At 70.7% G+C, this 16,635-nt stretch carries 11 protein-coding genes and 1 pseudogene; 7 read left to right on the top strand and 5 right to left on the bottom strand.

From position 1 onward, the window contains the following. The first annotated feature begins 49 nt into the window (after window positions 1-49). The 4 genes and pseudogenes from ACGFIQ_RS20520 to ACGFIQ_RS20505 all read left to right on the top strand — a co-directional run bounded on the left by ACGFIQ_RS20520 (window position 50) and on the right by ACGFIQ_RS20505 (window position 3,833). Window positions 50-1,429, top strand: a complete 1,380-nt coding sequence (locus ACGFIQ_RS20520) for a cation:dicarboxylate symporter family transporter (protein ID WP_393245748.1) — start codon at window positions 50-52, stop codon at window positions 1,427-1,429. A 9-nt stretch (window positions 1,430-1,438) separates the two neighbouring features. Further along, window positions 1,439-1,648 (top strand): annotated as a pseudogene (locus ACGFIQ_RS20515) (TilS substrate-binding domain-containing protein); the annotation flags it as partial. 419 nt (window positions 1,649-2,067) lie between these two features. Next, the gene (locus tag ACGFIQ_RS20510; RefSeq protein ID WP_393245746.1) at window positions 2,068-3,279 is read left to right on the top strand and encodes a helix-turn-helix domain-containing protein; all 1,212 of its coding nucleotides are present in this window, start codon (window positions 2,068-2,070) and stop codon (window positions 3,277-3,279) included. A 332-nt stretch (window positions 3,280-3,611) separates the two neighbouring features. Next, window positions 3,612-3,833, top strand: coding sequence for a flavin reductase (locus ACGFIQ_RS20505; RefSeq protein ID WP_393245744.1), 222 nt, complete (start codon window positions 3,612-3,614; stop codon window positions 3,831-3,833). Window positions 3,834-3,864: 31 nt separating this feature from the next. Here the strand turns inward: ACGFIQ_RS20505 and ACGFIQ_RS20500 are convergent, their stop codons facing one another. Further along, a complete protein-coding gene (locus ACGFIQ_RS20500; protein WP_393245742.1) occupies window positions 3,865-4,299 on the bottom strand; it encodes a hypothetical protein in 435 nt (144 codons plus the stop codon). An 835-nt stretch (window positions 4,300-5,134) separates the two neighbouring features. Between ACGFIQ_RS20500 and ACGFIQ_RS20495 the strand changes: the two genes are divergently transcribed. Next, complete coding sequence (locus ACGFIQ_RS20495) at window positions 5,135-6,961, top strand: RICIN domain-containing protein (RefSeq protein ID WP_393245740.1); 1,827 nt, start codon at window positions 5,135-5,137, stop codon at window positions 6,959-6,961. Window positions 6,962-6,995: 34 nt separating this feature from the next. On the opposite strand, the gene ACGFIQ_RS20490 is transcribed toward ACGFIQ_RS20495, so the two are convergent. Beyond that, window positions 6,996-7,868, bottom strand: a complete 873-nt coding sequence (locus ACGFIQ_RS20490; RefSeq protein ID WP_393245739.1) for a DUF4231 domain-containing protein — start codon at window positions 7,866-7,868, stop codon at window positions 6,996-6,998. Between the two features lie 163 nt (window positions 7,869-8,031). On the opposite strand from ACGFIQ_RS20490, the gene ACGFIQ_RS20485 reads away from it, so the two are divergent. Beyond that, the gene (locus ACGFIQ_RS20485) at window positions 8,032-10,221 is read left to right on the top strand and encodes an FUSC family protein (protein ID WP_393245737.1); all 2,190 of its coding nucleotides are present in this window, start codon (window positions 8,032-8,034) and stop codon (window positions 10,219-10,221) included. Here ACGFIQ_RS20485 and ACGFIQ_RS20480 read toward each other — a convergent pair. Beyond that, window positions 10,211-13,546, bottom strand: a complete 3,336-nt coding sequence (locus ACGFIQ_RS20480; RefSeq protein WP_393245734.1) for a COR domain-containing protein — start codon at window positions 13,544-13,546, stop codon at window positions 10,211-10,213. The two genes, ACGFIQ_RS20485 and ACGFIQ_RS20480, sit on opposite strands and share 11 nt — an antisense overlap. A 146-nt stretch (window positions 13,547-13,692) precedes the next feature. Between ACGFIQ_RS20480 and ACGFIQ_RS20475 the strand changes: the two genes are divergently transcribed. Next, window positions 13,693-14,730, top strand: a complete 1,038-nt coding sequence (locus ACGFIQ_RS20475; protein ID WP_393245732.1) for an aminotransferase class V-fold PLP-dependent enzyme — start codon at window positions 13,693-13,695, stop codon at window positions 14,728-14,730. A 48-nt stretch (window positions 14,731-14,778) separates the two neighbouring features. On the opposite strand, the gene ACGFIQ_RS20470 is transcribed toward ACGFIQ_RS20475, so the two are convergent. Further along, a complete protein-coding gene (locus ACGFIQ_RS20470) occupies window positions 14,779-15,300 on the bottom strand; it encodes a peptidoglycan-binding protein (RefSeq protein WP_393245729.1) in 522 nt (173 codons plus the stop codon). Window positions 15,301-15,397: 97 nt separating this feature from the next. Next, entirely contained in the window at window positions 15,398-16,570 is a 1,173-nt protein-coding gene (locus ACGFIQ_RS20465) for an acyl-CoA dehydrogenase family protein (protein ID WP_393245727.1), read from the bottom strand. Window positions 16,571-16,635: the final 65 nt, after the last annotated feature.

The following is a 16,635-nucleotide window of genomic DNA, read 5'->3' as shown; positions in this document are numbered from 1 at the left end:
GAATGACCGCAAGGCTGTCAACGGGTGAGACACGGTTCACATTGTCGACATGGACACCACCGCATCCACCACCTCACCGGCACCGGCGGTCCGCCGGGACCGTACCCGTTACCTGTACCTCGCTGTCATCGTGGCCGTGCTCGCCGGCATCGTGGTTGGCCTGGTGGCACCCGATTTCGGCAAGGAACTCAAGCCGATCGGCACCGGCTTCGTCAACCTGATCAAGATGATGATCAGCCCGGTCATCTTCTGCACCATCGTGCTCGGCGTCGGGTCCGTCCGGCAGGCCGCGAAGGTCGGCAAGGTCGGCGGCCTCGCCCTCGGCTACTTCCTCACCATGTCGACGGTCGCGCTCGCCATCGGCCTGGTCGTCGGCAACCTCATCCACCCCGGCTCCGGCCTGAACCTGGGCGCGGACCTCGCGGGCGCGGGCAAGGCCGCCGCCGGCGACGAGGCCGCCGGGACGACGGAGTTCCTGCTCGGGATCATCCCGACCACGATGCTCTCCGCGCTCACCGAGGGCGAGGTGCTCCAGACGCTGCTGGTGGCCCTGCTCGTCGGCTTCGCGGTGCAGGCCATGGGTCGGCGCGGCGAGCCGGTGCTCGGCGCGATCGCCGTCATCCAGCGCGTCGTGTTCAAGGTCCTCGCCATGATCATGTGGTTGGCGCCGCTCGGCGCCTTCGGTGCCATGGCCGCCGTGGTCGGCGCGACAGGCGTGGACGCGCTCAAGAGCCTCGCCCAGATCATGCTGGGCTTCTACGCGACCTGCCTGATCTTCGTGCTGGTGTTCCTCGGCGCGCTGCTCTGGTTCGTGGCCCGGATCTCGATCTTCTCGCTGCTGCGCTACCTCGGTCGGGAGTTCCTGCTGATCCTGTCGACCTCGTCGTCGGAGTCGGCGCTGCCGCGGCTGATCGCGAAGATGGAACACTTCGGGGTGAGCAAGCCGGTCGTCGGCATCACGGTGCCGACCGGATACTCGTTCAACCTGGACGGCACGGCGATCTACCTGACCATGGCGTCGCTGTTCATCGCCGACGCGCTGGGCAACCCGCTGTCCGTCGGCGAGCAGGTGTCGCTGCTGCTGTTCATGATCATCGCGTCGAAGGGCGCGGCGGGCGTCACCGGCGCGGGCCTCGCGACGCTTGCCGGCGGCCTCCAGTCGCACCGGCCGGACCTGGTCGACGGGGTCGGCCTGATCGTGGGCATCGACCGGTTCATGTCGGAGGCCCGGGCGCTCACGAACTTCGCCGGCAACGCCGTGGCGACCGTGCTGGTGGGCACCTGGACCGGCGAGTTCGACCGGGACCGGGCGGTCGGCGTACTACGCGGCGACGACCCGTTCGACGAGGCCACGATGCTCGACGAGCACGACGACGAGTCGCCGACACGCCCCGACGAGGCAGCCACGCCGGCCGGCGTCCCCGCCTGACCGTCCACGCTGGCCGGTCTGGCCCCCGCGGTGCGTGGCCGGGTGCTGCGCTCCTGGGCACGTGAGCCGGGTGCCTCGCCGGGAGCGCTGTCGCACCGGCACGTCGCCGCCCTGGACGCCCTGGTCACCGACTGGCACGGCCAGGGCCCGACCGATCTGCCCGGGGGTGGCCGGGTACTCCGCCGCGGCGGCTGGCTGTCGCCGCTGAGCCCCGGCTGATCCGCCGCCGGGCGAGGCCTCGAACGCACCCCTTCGAGGACCCGCCCGACCACCCCTGCCCACCACCCCTGCGGGCCCTTTGCTCTGCACCCGCCCATGCACCACGCACGGTCCGTAACTGGCGCATGGGCGGGTGCAGAGCAAAGGCGGCGTGGGTGGTGCATCGGTCGGCCGCCTGCCCGGGTCATCCAGCGGTACGAGCCGGTGCCGAGGGGTTTTCAGCCGCTGCGCGCCCGGTCCCGGAAGGTGGTCCGGTAGCTGTGTGGGGTGACGCCGACCCGGCGGGGGCACCATCGGGAGGCGCCGGCCGTTGTCGCGGCGAAGCCGTGTGTGGGTTTCCGGGCGGCGGGTCGGTCGGTAGCGTTGGCTGCGGCGGCGGATGGGCCGGTACGGCGTCCCGCGCCACGAGGAGGTTCGGGATGGATTCCCTGCCGGAGTTGACGTTCGGTCAGCGGCTGAAGGTCTACCGCGAACGTTCGGGCAAGACACGTGCCGTGCTCGGCGGCCTGGTGGGTCGCAGCGCCGAGTGGGTCAAGGCGGTGGAGACCGACCGCATCCTGCCGCCGCGCGTGCACATGCTGGACCGGATCGCGCGTGCCCTCAAGGTCGAGCTGTCGGTCCTGGTCGGGGAGTTGAGCGATCGCTCCGCCATCGTGAACGGGCCGGAACATCCGGCGCTCGCCTCGGTCCGGGACGCTGTGAACCGGTGCACGTTTCCCGCAGACGAAACGCCTGAGCCGTTGAGTCGGCTCGGAGACCGCCTAGCTGCGGCCTGGCGGGCACGCCATCAGGCGCCGGACCATCGCACGGTTCTGGGCACACTCCTACCGGGCCTGCTCCGGGACGTCCAACGCGCGGCACTGACGTACGAGGGCGACGAGCGTCGACGGGCCCACGCGCTCCTGGCCGAGGCACTCGGGCTCGCGCAGATGTTCCTCGCCTACCAACCGGCCGCCGAGATCCTGTGGCGGGTCGCCGACCGTGCGATGGTGGCGGCTCAGGAGTCCGGGGATGCCGAGGCGTTGGCCTGCGCGGGGTGGTTCCTGTGCCAGGTGCACCGGGACGCCGGTGACTGGGACACCGCCATGGCGGTGACACTCGACGTGCTCTCCGCGCTGGAGTCGGGCGCGGCTGACGCGAACAGCAACCTCCTGGCCATCGTCGGCGCGCTCCACTTCGAAGCCGCGTACACCGCCGCCCGAGCCGGTGAGGAAGGTCGCGCCTGGCGGCACTGGGATCACGCCGATCGGGTCGCGCAGCGCCTGCCGCAGGGGTTCTACCAACCGCAGACGTCGTTCTCCCGCGTCATCATGGGTGCCCACGCCGTCACCGTGGCCGTCGAGTTGCAGAAGTCCGGCGAAGCGGTGCGGCAGGCACGTCGCCACGACGCTGCGGCCATCCCGTCGCGTCCGCGTCGCGCGCGACACCTCATCGAGGTCGCTCGCGCCCACCACGGAAAGGGCGACATGGGCACCGCCATGGTGAGCCTTCGCCAGGCGTACGAGTCGGCCCCGGAGACGGTCCGCTTCAACGGCTACGCCCGACAGATCACTCTGGACCTGCTCAGCGGGCCGCCATCCACCCGTGAGGACGCCCGAGATCTCGCACTGAAGGTCGGCCTCGTCTCTTGATCTAGGGGTACGAACCCTACCCATGGGGTGCTGCAACCGTCCGTAACGTCGTCCTCACGGGATGCGGCGGGCGGTGCGGACTCGCCTGGCCGCCGCGTCCCCCGCAACCTCAGGGGTGGCTGGCCGCCCTCGTGATGACGGGGAGGACGCGTGCGACGCGTCTCGTACGACGAATACCTCGCGGCGGCCGCCCTGACCCTGGCCGGCAGGCACCGGCCCGTCTGGTCCTGGCGGCACTGGCGACGCATCTGCCGTTGCGGGACCGACCTGCCGTGCCGAAGCCGTCATCGCCTCCCGATAAACCGGGACCACTGGCCAGCCCAGGGCACGCCGTGACGAGCACCCATCAGCCGGTCCCGCCGCTCTGGAACTGCGGGTGCTGTGGCGACGACTGGCCCTGCGAACCGGGGCGGCGGGAGTTGCTGGCCGAGTACGACGGGTGTCGCTTGTCGCTGAGCGTCTATCTGGCCGCACAACTCGTCGTCGCTACGCAACACCTCGCCCACGTCCCCGCCAGTCACCTGCACCACCGGTTCGTTGGCTGGGTGCGGTGAGCATCATCCGGGCCGGAGACGAGAAGTTCCACTACAGCGACGGGTCACACGTTGCCGCCAGGGCCGCCGTACAGAACTCGGCTGGTGGCAGGTATTCGTGGGCGGTCACGTAGTGGAGCAGGAGTTGAGGTGCGGCGTACACGACACCGTCGCCCCGTACCTCGAATTCGGCGCTCTCGCGGGCGATCATGCCCTGCCGAATGGCTTCTCTGGCGCCTTCGCCCATGTCCCGGACGCAGATTTCGCAGTAATGGTGCCCACGTGTCTGACGGACCCGCGTCTTGGCCAGCTCCGTCAGGGCTGGCACCAACCCGTGCGGGGGAGCGCCGGTCGGGTACGGATGCGCGGCGTCCAGCCAGCCGACGTTGAGCAGTGGCAGATCTTTCCCCTGTTCATCGGACGGCCATTGGTCGTCCTCATGCCGCTCCAGGTACGTGTACGGCGTCAGGTCCGCGAAGTACGTCACGAGCCATACGTATCATCCTCGGCGATGCCCCCTGGAGCGGTCCTGGACGAGTATTCCTAACCCTGGCCGGGGCGGTAGGCGCAGCCGGTGAGCGGCGGTGACTGGCGGTCATCTCTGTGGAGGCGGATGCGGTCGTGAGCGGTATACCTCAGAGGCATATTCATACCTCTGAGGTATACCGCTCAACAGCACATCGACATGGCAGGCGCCCTTCGCTGCGACCCCAGCCCCATGTGACCCGGTGCCGGCCGGCGTAGGGCGACTGGTCGTCGTGCTCGTTCAGCGAACCAACGCACCCACCAACGTCGCGATGGCTGCCACGAAGGCAGCGACTACCGGGCCAAGGGCGCGGATGTAGGCCAGGACGATGCCATGGCGCCGTGTCCGGCTGCCGTCGTCGTCCGTGCTCTTCTGCGCTTCGATGTCTGGCCCTTGAGGGGTTAGAGTCAAGGTGGCTCCTTCCGTTGCACGCGGTCGAGTCGAAAGCGGCGTCCGGTTGCACCCGGGCGCCGCCTTGTTTAGGCGGCGCTGAGCCGTTCGACCGTTAGAGCATCCCGCGCGAGGGCTGCTAGCACAAGACCCGGTTTTTGTCTGTCACGTACGTGACAGTTCGTGAATCATGAATCGATCGAGCTTCGGGTCCCCGGAGCGCGGCCAAGCCGGGCCATTGGGCGCCGCGCGATGTCGCGGCAGCGCTTCGCCGCCTGTCGGCTCCCGTTGGCTGCTCCAAGGGTCGGCGTCCCGCCGGCGCACGCCGAGGCCACCGAGCGCCGGCGCACTTGACAGGCGATGCGTGAGCGTTAACATCGACAATCATCACTGTCCGGGAGGTCCGATGACGCTCGTCCTCGCGCGTTCCACCGCACGTCGGGTGGCCGGGCTCACGGCTCTGGTCGTGCTGCTCGCCGTCGGCCTCACCGTCATCTCTCCGAGGTCGGCCATGGCGTGGGACAACGGCACGGCGGACACCCCGCCGATGGGGTGGAACAGCTACGACTCGTTCAACTGGCGGGTCACCGAGGCGGACGTCCGGGCCAACGCCGACTACATGCGCGACAACCTGCGCCAGCACGGCTGGCAGTACGTCGTCATCGACTGGGCCTGGTACTACCCGGGCCAGCACAACAACAGCCCCAACCAGGACGCCAACCTGAATCCCCGGCTGCGAATGGACGCCAACGGGCGCCTGCTGCCGGACACCACGCGGTTTCCCTCGGCGGCGGGCGACAACGGGTTCAAGCCTCTCGCCGACTACGTGCACGCGCAGGGGCTGAAGTTCGGCGTCCATCTGATGCGCGGCATCCCGCGGCAGGCGGTCGCCGACAACGTGCCGATCCTCGGCACCAACTGCCGAGCCAACCAGATCAACAACACCACCACCGCGGCCTGGCTCAACCTGATGTGGGGCCTGAACATGTCCAACGCCTGCGCGCAGGCGTACCTGGACTCGGTCTTCCAGCTCCTGGCCGGCTGGGGCGTCGACTACGTGAAGGTGGACGACATCGCGGCCCCGACGTACCGGCAGGCCGAGGTCGAGGGTTACCGGACCGCGATCCAGCGCAGCGGCCGGCCGATGGTGCTGAGCCTGTCACCGGGCGCGACACCGCTGGCCAGCGGCGGGCACGTGCGGGACAACGCGCACATGTGGCGCATCGTCAACGACCTGTGGGACAACTGGTCGTCGCTCGACGCGCTCTTCGACCAGTTGCGCAACTGGACTCCGTACCGGACGACGGGTGCCTGGCCCGATCCGGACATGATCCCGATCGGGCGGTTGTCGAAGTACGGCCCGGTCGGCGCACCCCGCTACTCCGCGCTCACCGCCGACGAGCAGCGCACGCTCATGACCCTGTGGACGATCAACCGGGCGCCGCTGATGTGGGGCGGCAACCTGGTCGAGAACCGCGCCGCGGAGCTGGCGTTGATGACCAACGCGGCGGTGCTCGCCGTCGACCAGAACAGCACCAACAACCGCCAGCTCGTCGGCGGCACCCGGCAGGTGTGGACCGCCGACGTTCCGGGCAGCGACCACCGGTACGTGGCACTGTTCAACCGGGAGGGCGCCACCGCCAACGTCTCGGTGAACCTGGCCGACCTGGGCATCGGCTCGGCCGTCGTCACCGACCTGTGGTCCGGCACCGGCCTCGGCACCGTCACCGGCACGCTCACCCGCTCCCTTCCCGCCCACGGGAGCGGCCTGTATCGGCTGGCGCCGCAGACCACAGTCCCCCCGCCGACCACCTACACGGTGGCCGCCCGGCACAGCGGCAAGTTCCTCGACGTCTCCAACGCGTCCACCGCGGATGGTGCCAACGTCGTGCAGTGGGCCGCGAACGGGCAGGCCAACCAGCGGTGGCGGATCCAGGACGCCGGCGGCGGCTACTCCACGGTGACAAGTGTCAGCAGCGGCAAGTGCCTCGACGTGTACGGCGGCGCGAGTGCCACCGGCGACGGCGTCCGGGTCATCCAGTGGGCCTGCAACGGCGGCACCAACCAGCAGTGGCGGGTCGAGGACCTCGGCACCGGCTACGTCAGGTTCGTCGCCCGCCACAGCGGAAAGTGCCTGGACGTGATGAACGCGGCCACCGCCGACGGGGCGCAGGCCGTGCAGTGGACCTGCGGCACCGCCACCAACCAGCAGTGGCGACGCACCAGCGTGTAGCAGCAGTCAGCGGCGGCGCGCCGCCGTGTGGCACTCAGCGGCGGCGTGCCCGCCACATGGTGTGCTCCCGGGAGATCGCTGTCTCCGTGTCGTTGACGAACTGCGACAACTGGCCCTCCGAGGTGATCCGGCTGGCCAGCGACCCCATGGCGGCGAGTTCCTGGCTCGCCAGGGCGTAGGCGGTCGCCACCGCGGAGTGTTGCCGCGTCTGCGTCCAGGCCGCACCGGCCGCGACCGCGGCGGCGGCCACCCCGAGCAGGTCGACGTCGGTGAAACCGGCGACCCTCGACATCGCCAGGGCCAGCCCCACCAACTCCAGGACCAGCATGGTGACCGACCACCGTGTCGCCCGGGCGCGGTTCGACAACGAGCGCTCGGCGTACCACATCCGCTGGGTCTCCAGACGACCGTTCACGTACGACGCCCGGCGCTCCGCGAGGGGGGTGGCCCGCGCGGTTCGCATTCCCTCCGTGATCTGCTGTCCGGCCAGGGCGGGTGCCGCCAACCCCGCCCCGGACATGTCCCTGGTCAGGCCCAACAGTCGGCCGGTGAACTCCTCGACACACTCCGAGTCGTCGCGTGAGCGGGGAAACGGATCGGCTGCCGTCGCGAAGCGCCACGTCAACGACTTGATGGACTCGGACAGTGCCCTCCCGACATACCACCGCTCGTCGGGACGGTTGGTGAGGAGGAAGACCTCCACGATCGAGGTGGCGGCGAAGGCGCCCACCGCGATTGCCGGGCCCACCGCGAAGTTGTCGAGCTTCCAGGTGCCGACCCCCGCCAACGCGGCCAGCAGGAGCAGCGACAGCCGCAGGGCGATCAGGGACGCGAACACCCGCTGCCCGCGTAGCGACTCATCGGACACGGCCCGCTGGAACGGCGGAAAGTCCTCGGCATTCAGCATGGCGTCGACCTCCCGAGGAGAACCTTCACCAAACATAGAGGGTGGTGTCTACGGCCAGTTGGCCCTCGTGGCGGTGATTCGCCGGGAAACCCGCCACCGCCGGCACGCCCGGGGCGAGAATGGTTGGTCGGGGAGGGGTGCCGCGACGACCGGGGGAGCAGGCGTGCCCGCAACCAGCCTCCTTGGCCGGCTCCGTCGCCGTGACCCGGGGGATGCCGTCCTGCGGCGGGCGGCACGGCTGACACTCGTCGCGTCCGTCGTCTTCTACGCCTGCCGTTACGGCGCGGGCAGTTCGGTCCTCGCCACCTACGGCCTGTTCGGCACGATCGCCGCCGGGTCGTTCGCGCAGTTGCCCGGTCCGGCGCCGCAACGGGCGCGGATCCTCGTCACGGCACTGCCGGCGATCTGGGCGCTGATCGCCGTGGGCTCGTTGTTGGCGTGGAGCACGTGGTCGGCCGCCGGCGGGATGCTGGTCATCGGGTTCGTCGTGGCGTTCGCCGGGGTGGGCAACCCGCGCCTGGTGGGGTTGGCCAGCGCGTTCCAGCTCTTCTACATCCTGGCGTCCTTCCCGCCGTACCAGCCGGGCACCCTGCCGCAGCGACTCGGCGGCGTCACGCTCGCCATCGTGCTGCTCGCCGCGGCGGAGGTACTGCTCTGGCCTGATCCGGTGCCGATCTCCTACCGGCAGCTGCTCACCCGGGCGGCGGACGGCGTCGGGGCCTTCCTCGACGCCACCGCCGACGCCCTGACCGACCCACCCGCCGGTCACGGTGGTCCGGGCCGGCGGCGTGCGCGGGCGTACGACGTGGTGGCCCCGCTCGGGTTGGGCCGCAACCCGCCGGAGCGGGCGCCCACCGCGGCGGGCGCCCAGGACCGGGCGCTGCGGATCTCGGCGGCGGCGCTGCGGGAGGTGCTCGCCGAGGCGGACCGGCTCGCGGGAGACGCCCCGCCGGAGCCGATCCCGGATCTGGCGGCGGCGCGGCTGCTGCGCGCCTGCGCCGACACGACCCGGGCCGCCGGCCGGAACCTGGCACCGGGGGCGCCTCCGGCCGACCTCGGGAGCCTGGACGCCGCGATCCGCACGGCCGAGGCCGCGTACCCGGTGGGCCGGGGCGGCGGCACGGCGGACGTACCCCGGATGTGCCGGGACGCGACCGCGTTGGCCCTCGCCGACCAGGTGCGGGTCTTCGCCGTCGGCGTCCGGGTCGCCGCCGGGGCACGGCCCGCGGTGGGCGATGCCTACCCCACTCTCTTCGAGTACGCGCGACACAGCCCGTGGACGCTGTACTGGCGACAGTTCCGCTCCCACCTGGCCCCCCGCTCCGCCAACCTGCACAGCGCGCTGCGACTGGCCGTGGCACTGTCGGTCGCCCGGGTGGGCGCCGGACTGCTGCAGCTCCACCACGGCTTCTGGGTGCTCCTGGCGACGCTCACGGTCCTGCGGACCTCGGCCGCCGACACGCGCACCGCGTTGCGGCCCGCCGTGCTGGGCACCATCGCGGGCGTCGTCGTCAGCGGCCTGCTCGTGTTCCTCGTCGAGGAGCCCATCGTGTACGCCGTCGTGCTGCCGGTCACGTTGCTGCTGGCGTTCGGTGTCGGTCGGCTGCTGGGCCCGGTGTGGCAGCAGGCGCTGTTCACCCTGCTGCTGACTGTCGTCTTCAGCCAGCTCAGCCCCGAGGGTTGGCGGCTCGCCGAGGCACGTCTGGTCGACGTCGGACTCGGCGCGCTGATCGGTGTGCTCGCCGGCGTCGCCATGTGGCCGCGCGGCGCGGGCCACGACCTGCGCCACAACGCCGCCCGCTACCTGACGGCCAGCGGGGTGGCGGTCCAGCAGACCGTGGAGGCGGTGCTCGGCGACGCGCCGCCGCCCGAGGACGACCTCGACCGGGTCCGCCGCCGGATGGTCCTGGTCGACTCGTCGTACTGCCAGTACCACTCCGAGCGCCACGACCCCCGACACGGGCGCGTGGACTGGGACGCCGCCCTGGGGGCCGGGCAGCACGTGGTGCCCGGCGCCGAGTCGCTGCTGCGCCGCAACCCGCCCGGCTGCCTCGCCGGCTGGCCGGCCGCGGCGGTCCTGCTCCGGGACGCGGCCGGGCACCTGCGGTCGGCGTACGACGACCTGGCCGGCGAGGTGGCGCACGGCCGGGCCGCCGGCCCGGTGCCCGCTCCGACCGACTGTGTCGACGAGGTGGACCGGATCCGTCCGCTGCTCGGCGCGGTCGACGCCTCGGCGGTGCGGCACCTGGTGGAGGTGGACAGGTGGCTCGCCGGCCTCGCCATCAGCCTGGCCCGGATCCCCTCGCCCCCGACTCCGCGGGGCGACAGTGAGCCAGGCCCGGTCAGGGGATGACGGGTAGGCCGCTGTGGTAGAGATGCTCGAACCGACGGTGCACCCAGAGGATGCGGCCGTCGGGGCGTACCACCTTGCGCAGGTCGGCGAGGGTGACGTCCTGGGATCGCAGCACGACGTGCAGCGTCCGGAGGACGGCTCCCTCGGCGTAGACGGGAGACGCCGGTGCGTGGGGGGCCCGTTCCGCGAGTCCGGCGCTGTGGTCGTCCGTGGTGAGGTGGTTCGCGGCCTCCGCGGCGGCGTTCAGTGTCTCGTTTGCCAGGGCGACCTGCTCCTCGATGGCTTTCCACTGCTCCTCGCTGAAATCGAGCTTGAGCTCGGCCAGACCCACACCGAGGAGAGGCTTGAGGAGCACGGTGGTGGCCTTCAGGAGGGGGACCGCTCTGGTCCACCATTCTCGGGGGACGTCCGGGTAGTAGACGCCGGCATCGCGCCGATCGGGTTCGAGGACGTGCACCGGCTGGAGCGAATGCTCGCAGTACAACGTCAGCCGCATCCGCCTGGTGGTCCACTGCGGGTTGCGGAGGGACGCCTCGACGGGGGTGAGGGTGAACAGGCGCGGCCCGTCCGCGGCCTCGTCGTTGAGTTGCCACATCAACGCGGTCAGCTGTGCGTTCACGCCCGCGAGGTTGGCCCTGACGGTGTCGTTGAGCTCGGTCACCCGCCGACTCAGCCCGCGGACCTGGCTGTCCATCAGCGCCACGCCGTCCCGCAGACTGGCGAGCGCCTCCTGGCTCGCACCCGAACCGCCCAGCAGCGAGTTGATGGCGGGGAAGGCGTCGCAGCCGGAGATCGGGCACTGCGCGATGCTCTGCCCGTGCGCGTCGCGCAGTTTGATGAGCTTGTCGACGTCGAACAGGCCCGCACCCGGCGTGGGCAGGCCGCACCCGTCCCGGCAGGCGACGAGGGCGACGGTGCTCAGGCCGGGCCAGAACCGCTCGATGCAGTAGCGGATCTCGTCGGTGACCTGGCGCAGGTAGGTGACGGCGTCCGGGCCGCGCACCTGGACCTGGACACCGACCCCGGTCCGCACCGTGAGCAGCGCGCGGGCACCGTAGCGGCTCTGCAGGACCAGGCCCTGCTGCCAGTGCACGCCCTGCAGGGAGTCGGGCTCCGTGTAGCGCTGGTGGTGCAGGCGGACGATGAGCCGGTACATCAGGGAGTCGGGAATGACCACCGGGCCTGCGGGCCCTTCCGAGACCCGGCACACCTCCAGATACTCGCGGTCGCCGGTGCGGAACTCGACCCAGGCACTTCGCAGGTCCGGCTGTGCGGCGGGGACGAGCTGCGCGATCAGACTCACCGGCTCGGGTGCGGCGTCGAGGGAGACCTGGTACGTCAGCTCGAAGCGCCCCATGAGCGCCAGGAACAGTCGCTGCTGCTCCCTCGTGTAGCGCGTGCCGTCGGGAGCCTGAGCGGCACTCCACACGCTGCCGAGCATGCGGTGTGCGACGAGACCGAGGGCGTCGACGGCGTCTCGACTGTCGAGGACGGCGGCGATGGCGACATTGAGCCAGTCCGGTTGCAGGATCACGAACGCGGCAAGCGCGTCGTCGTCCGCGTAGTAGATCCACTTTCCCAGGTGGTGGGCGTTACTGGCCAGCGTCCGTGCCTGGAAGGTGTTCAGTCCCTGCGCCGCGGCCACCGCTTCGTAGCCGCGGTAGTCGATCACCTGCCGACCGCCGGCCGTGACCGCCTCGATCGTCCGCTGCCACGTGGCCGGGTAGGTACGGCGCACGTGCGGGAGGGTGCCGGCGGTCACGGCGATCGCCTCCCGCAGCACCTCCAGCCGGCCGTCCGGGACGGCGCTGTCGACCTCGTGGAAACCGACGATCAGGCTGCCGAAGCGCTGCTTCAGGTGAGCTTCGTCGATGGCGTCCGCGCGCGAGGACGGCCCGCCGTGCGACGCGACCACGAGGACCCGGGCGTCCGGGGCCCGGTGGGCGATCATGGCGATCCACGACTCCACCATGCCGGCCGCGACACCCGGACGGGGTTTCCAGACGACGACGTAGACGGCCGGCGCGCTGAAGAACAACTGGTGCGCGGGCTGGTATGCCTGTTGGCCGCCAAAGTCCCACCCGTTCAGGGTGATCTCGTGGCCGGCGTGGCGCACCACCAGCGGCTTGATCTCCATGCCCTGGGTCTGGTGACGGTCCTGCCAGGGCTCGCCGCGCAACGCCCCGAGCAGGGTGCTCTTCCCGGCCTCGCCGGCGCCCACGAACAGCAGTTTCGCCTCCGAGATCGAGATCCCGTCGGTGGCGACATCCCGGAGGAACGCCAGCAGCGCCTCCGTGCCCTCCACCTCGGCGGCCAACACCTCGGGCGGAAGTGGATTGTCCTGTACGACAAGGATCTGAAGCTCTTCGAACTGACCAATGGCGTCGGGCAGGGTATTGAGCTGGTTGCCGTCGAGGTGCAGTTCGGTGAGGGAGGTCCAGGCGGCGACGGCGTCGGGCAGGGTGGTGAGCTGGTTGCCGACCATGGACAGAGACAAGAGGGCGGTCCAGGCAGCGACAGCGTCCGGCAGGGTGGTGAGTTGGTTGCCGTCGAGGTGCAGTTCGGTGAGGGAGGTCCAGGCGGCGACGGCGTCGGGCAGGGTGGTGAATTGGTTGCCGTCCAGGTACAGAACATTGAGATGGGCCCAGGCGGCGACTGCGTCGGGTAGGGCGGTGAGCTGGTTGTAGTCCATATCGAGCCGTGTCAGGGCAGTCCAGGCGGCGACTGCGTCCGGTAGCGCGCTTAGCTGGTTGCGGTCCACGTTGAGCCGTGTCAGGGCGGTCCAGGCGGCGACTGCGTCCGGTAGCGCGCTGAGCTGGTTTTCGTACGCGTAGAGCGTGGTTAGGCCCGTCCAGGCCGCGACTGCGTCGGGTAGGGCGGTGAGCTGGTTGCCGGCCAGGCGCAGTTGGGTGAGGGAGGTCCAGGCGGCGACTGCGTCGGGTAGGGCGGTGAGCTGGTTGGCATTCAGGTGCAGTTGGGTGAGGGAGGTCCAGGCGGCGACTGCGTCGGGTAGGGCGGTGAGCTGGTTGGCACTCAGGTCCAGGTCTGTGAGGGAGGTCCAGGCGGCGACTGCGTCGGGTAGCCCGGTGAGCCGGTTCTCGCCCAGGTCCAGGCTTGTGAGGGAGGTCCAGGCGGCGACGGCGTCCGGGAGGGTGTCCAGGTTGTTGCCGGCGAGATCGAGGCTTGTCACATCAGCGAGAGCCGGGGTGTCGCGCAGCAGTTCGGCGAGGTCACCAGCGGTCAGGTCGAGACCGCTGAGGTCGACATGCCCGTCGGCAGCGGCAGCTATGCGGTGCTGGGCCTCGACAATCGTGCCGTCATCCATGCCGAGGCAGCGTAGTCCCCCGCGCACAATCAGTATTGCCGGCTGGGTCGACTCTCGGCGCGATCGGGTCGACGTACGGATCTGACAGGCCGCCGATCGCCGATTGGCCGTGCCCGTTCGCCGTCGCCCCGCCTAGCGTCGACGGCATGGAGTTCGAGCAGGCGCAGCAGTTGTGGAAGCCGGAGCCCGGCTGGTTGAACACCGCCTCCTACGGGTTGCCGCCCGAGCCGGCGTGGACGGCACTTCAGGAGGCCCTGGGCGCGTGGCGGGTCGGCCGGACGTCGTGGGAGGGCTGGGGCGAGTCGGTGCACCGGTCCCGTGCGGCGTTCGCCGACCTGATCGGGGTGCCGGTCGGTGACGTCGCGGTCGGCGCGGCCGTGTCGCAGATCCTCGCGCCGGTCGCGGCCGCCCTCCCGGACGGGGCGACGGTGGTGGTTCCCGAGGTCGAGTTCACCTCGAACCTGTTCCCCTGGTTGGTGCAGGAGGAGCGCGGCGTCAAGGTGCGCACGGTGCCGCTGGACGCCCTGGTCGACGCCATCGACGCCGACACCGACGTGGTCGCGTTCAGCCTGGTGCAGTCGGCCGACGGGGCGGTGGCGGCGTACCACGAGATCGTGGCCGCGGCCCGCGCGCACGACGCGTTGGTGGTGGTGGACGCGTCCCAGGCGTGCGGCTGGCTGCCGTTCGACGGGAGTCGGGCCGACGTGGTGGCCGTGGGTGGCTACAAGTGGCTGATGAACCCGCGCGGCACCGCGTACGCCTATCTGGCCCCGGAGCTGCGTGAGCGGCTGCGCCCGGACGCGGCTGGCTGGTACGCGGGCCGCGATCCGCACGCCTCCTACTACGGCCCGCCGTTGCGGCTGGCCGACGACGCCCGCCGGTTCGACATCTCACCGGCCTGGTTCAGCTGGGTCGGCGCGGCACCCGCCCTGGAGGTGGTCGCCGAGATCGGCGTGCCGGCGATCCGGGAGCACAACGTGGCGCTGGCCAACCGGTTCCTGGCCGGGTTGGGTCGGCCGGCGGGGGAGAGCGCCATCGTCAGCGTGGACGTGCCCGGCGCGGAGCAGCGTCTCGCGGCGGCGGGGATCCGCGCGGCGGTACGCGCCGGACGGGTCCGCGCCTCGTTCCACGTCTACTCCACCGAGGCCGACGTGGACGCGGCCCTGGAGGCGTTGACCGGCTGATCCCGGTGCGGAGGGCGGCCGAGCACGGCCCGGCCACCCTCCGTGCCGTCAGGAGCAGCGGTCGAAGGTCGCAGCGGTGTAGGAGAGCGGCTGCCACTCCAGACCGATGCCGATGCTCATGTCCCACCGACCGTCGGCGAGGCGGCCGAAGTGGACGATCTCGCTGCCGGCGCCGTCGTAGTAGTACCAACCCTCGCCCTCGTACACACCGAGCCGGGTGGCCGCCTTGGCCAGGGTTTTCGGGCCGACGACGCCGTCGGCGACGAGACCTCGGGCGGTCTGCCACTTCTTCGTGGCAGCCGTCGTCAGCGGCCCGAACTGGCAGTCGACGCCCGAGTAGGCGAGGTAACCGTCCGCCCACAGGATCATCTGCCACATGGCGACGACATTGCTGTACGACCGGGTCGACGAGGAGATGGGGCCCTCGTCGTTCCAGTCGTCGGTCCAGGTGCCCGAGCCCGCGACGTACCCCTGGCTGACGGACGCGGACGCGGGCGCGGCCGCGATGACGACAGCGCCGGCCACAGCGACGGCCATCGCCATCGTGGCTGCTCTGATTCGTAGGAACATGCGTATTCCCCCTCTGACTGATCGGGCGGGTGGTACGCGGATACACGTCTGGCCACGCCGCTGTGTTGCACGTCAGTCAGGAGACGGACACTCAGGGTCAGGCCAGGTGGCCGCCGATCTTCGTGTACCCGCGCAGCAGGTCGCGGGAGATGATCAGCCGCTGCATCTCGTCGGTGCCCTCGAAGATCCGGTAGAGCCGGACCTGCCGGTACCAGCGCTCGATGGGCAGCTCACGGGTGTAGCCCATGCCGCCGTGGATCTGCAGCACCCGGTCGACCACCCGGTTGACCATGCCGGCGCCGTAGAGCTTGCCCATCGACGACGCGTGCCGGGGGTCCAGGCCCTGGTCGACGGTCCACGCCGAGCGCAGCACCAGCCAGCGGGCCGCCTCCAGCTCGGTCTCCGAGTCGGCGATCATCCACTGGATGGCCTGGTTGGAGCCGATCTTCGTGCCGAAGGTCTCCCGGGTGTTGGCGTGGTCGATGGCCATCTGCAGGACCCGCTCGGCGATGCCGATGGCGTGTGACGGGATGGTGTAGCGGCCCTTGCCGATCCACTCCATGCCCAGCGTGAAGCCCTGCCCGATCTCGCCGAGGATGTTGCGGTGCGGCACGCGGACGCCGTCGAAGATGAGCGACGCGGGCCCGCCCTCGCCCATGGTCTGGATGAACTCCGAGCGCCACCCCATCGACCGGTCCACCAGGAACGCGGTGGCCCCGCCGTTGCGGGCGCCCTTCTCCCGGTCGGTCACCGCGACCACGATGGCGAAGTCGGCGTCGTGGCCGCCGGTGATGAAGGTCTTCTCGCCGTCGAGCACCCAGTCGTCGCCGTCGCGCCGGGCCGAGAGCCGGATGTTCGCGGCGTCCGAGCCGGCTCCGGGCTCGGTGATCGCGAAGCAGGAGCGCCGCTCGCCCTCGATGGTCGGGATGAGGAACTCCTGCTTCTGCTCCTCGGTGGCGTGGAACAGGATGTTGTCCGCCTCGCCGCCGAAGCGGAACGGCACGAAGGTGTGGCCCAACTCCGTCCAGATCAGCGACTGGAGCACCGCCGGCAGGTTCATCCCGCCGTACTCTTCGGGGGTGGCCAGGCCCCAGAAGCCGAACTTGCGCGCCTTGAGTTGCAGTTCGCGCACCTCGGAGTGGTCCAGGCCCGGCTGGTGCGCCCGCTCCCGCCGGAGCACCTCCGCTTCCAGGGGCATCACCTCGCGGCGGATGAACGATCGGACGGTGTCCCGCACCGCCCGCTCCTCGTCGGTGAGCGAAAAGTCCACGTGGTCCTCCTGGCGTCGGCGCAGCCGGTCACCATTAAACTAGCGGTGCAAGTTTTGTCGCGTCC

It is taken from the genome of Micromonospora sp. NPDC048898 (assembly GCF_043198035.1).
Classification (GTDB): Bacteria; Actinomycetota; Actinomycetes; order Mycobacteriales; family Micromonosporaceae; genus Micromonospora.
Note: the sequence above shows the minus strand (reverse complement) of the source record. Positions and strands in the feature narration are given on the sequence as shown.

Excerpts from the sequence above, each read along its gene's own strand:
- ACGFIQ_RS20520 (WP_393245748.1), top strand. The coding sequence starts at position 50 with ATGGACACCACCGCATCCACCACCTCACCGGCACCGGCGGTCCGCCGG.
- ACGFIQ_RS20510 (WP_393245746.1), top strand. The coding sequence starts at position 2,068 with ATGGATTCCCTGCCGGAGTTGACGTTCGGTCAGCGGCTGAAGGTCTAC.
- ACGFIQ_RS20495 (WP_393245740.1), top strand. The coding sequence starts at position 5,135 with ATGACGCTCGTCCTCGCGCGTTCCACCGCACGTCGGGTGGCCGGGCTC.
- ACGFIQ_RS20490 (WP_393245739.1), bottom strand. The coding sequence starts at position 7,868 with ATGCTGAATGCCGAGGACTTTCCGCCGTTCCAGCGGGCCGTGTCCGAT.
- ACGFIQ_RS20480 (WP_393245734.1), bottom strand. The coding sequence starts at position 13,546 with ATGGATGACGGCACGATTGTCGAGGCCCAGCACCGCATAGCTGCCGCT.
- ACGFIQ_RS20475 (WP_393245732.1), top strand. The coding sequence starts at position 13,693 with ATGGAGTTCGAGCAGGCGCAGCAGTTGTGGAAGCCGGAGCCCGGCTGG.
- ACGFIQ_RS20470 (WP_393245729.1), bottom strand. The coding sequence starts at position 15,300 with ATGTTCCTACGAATCAGAGCAGCCACGATGGCGATGGCCGTCGCTGTG.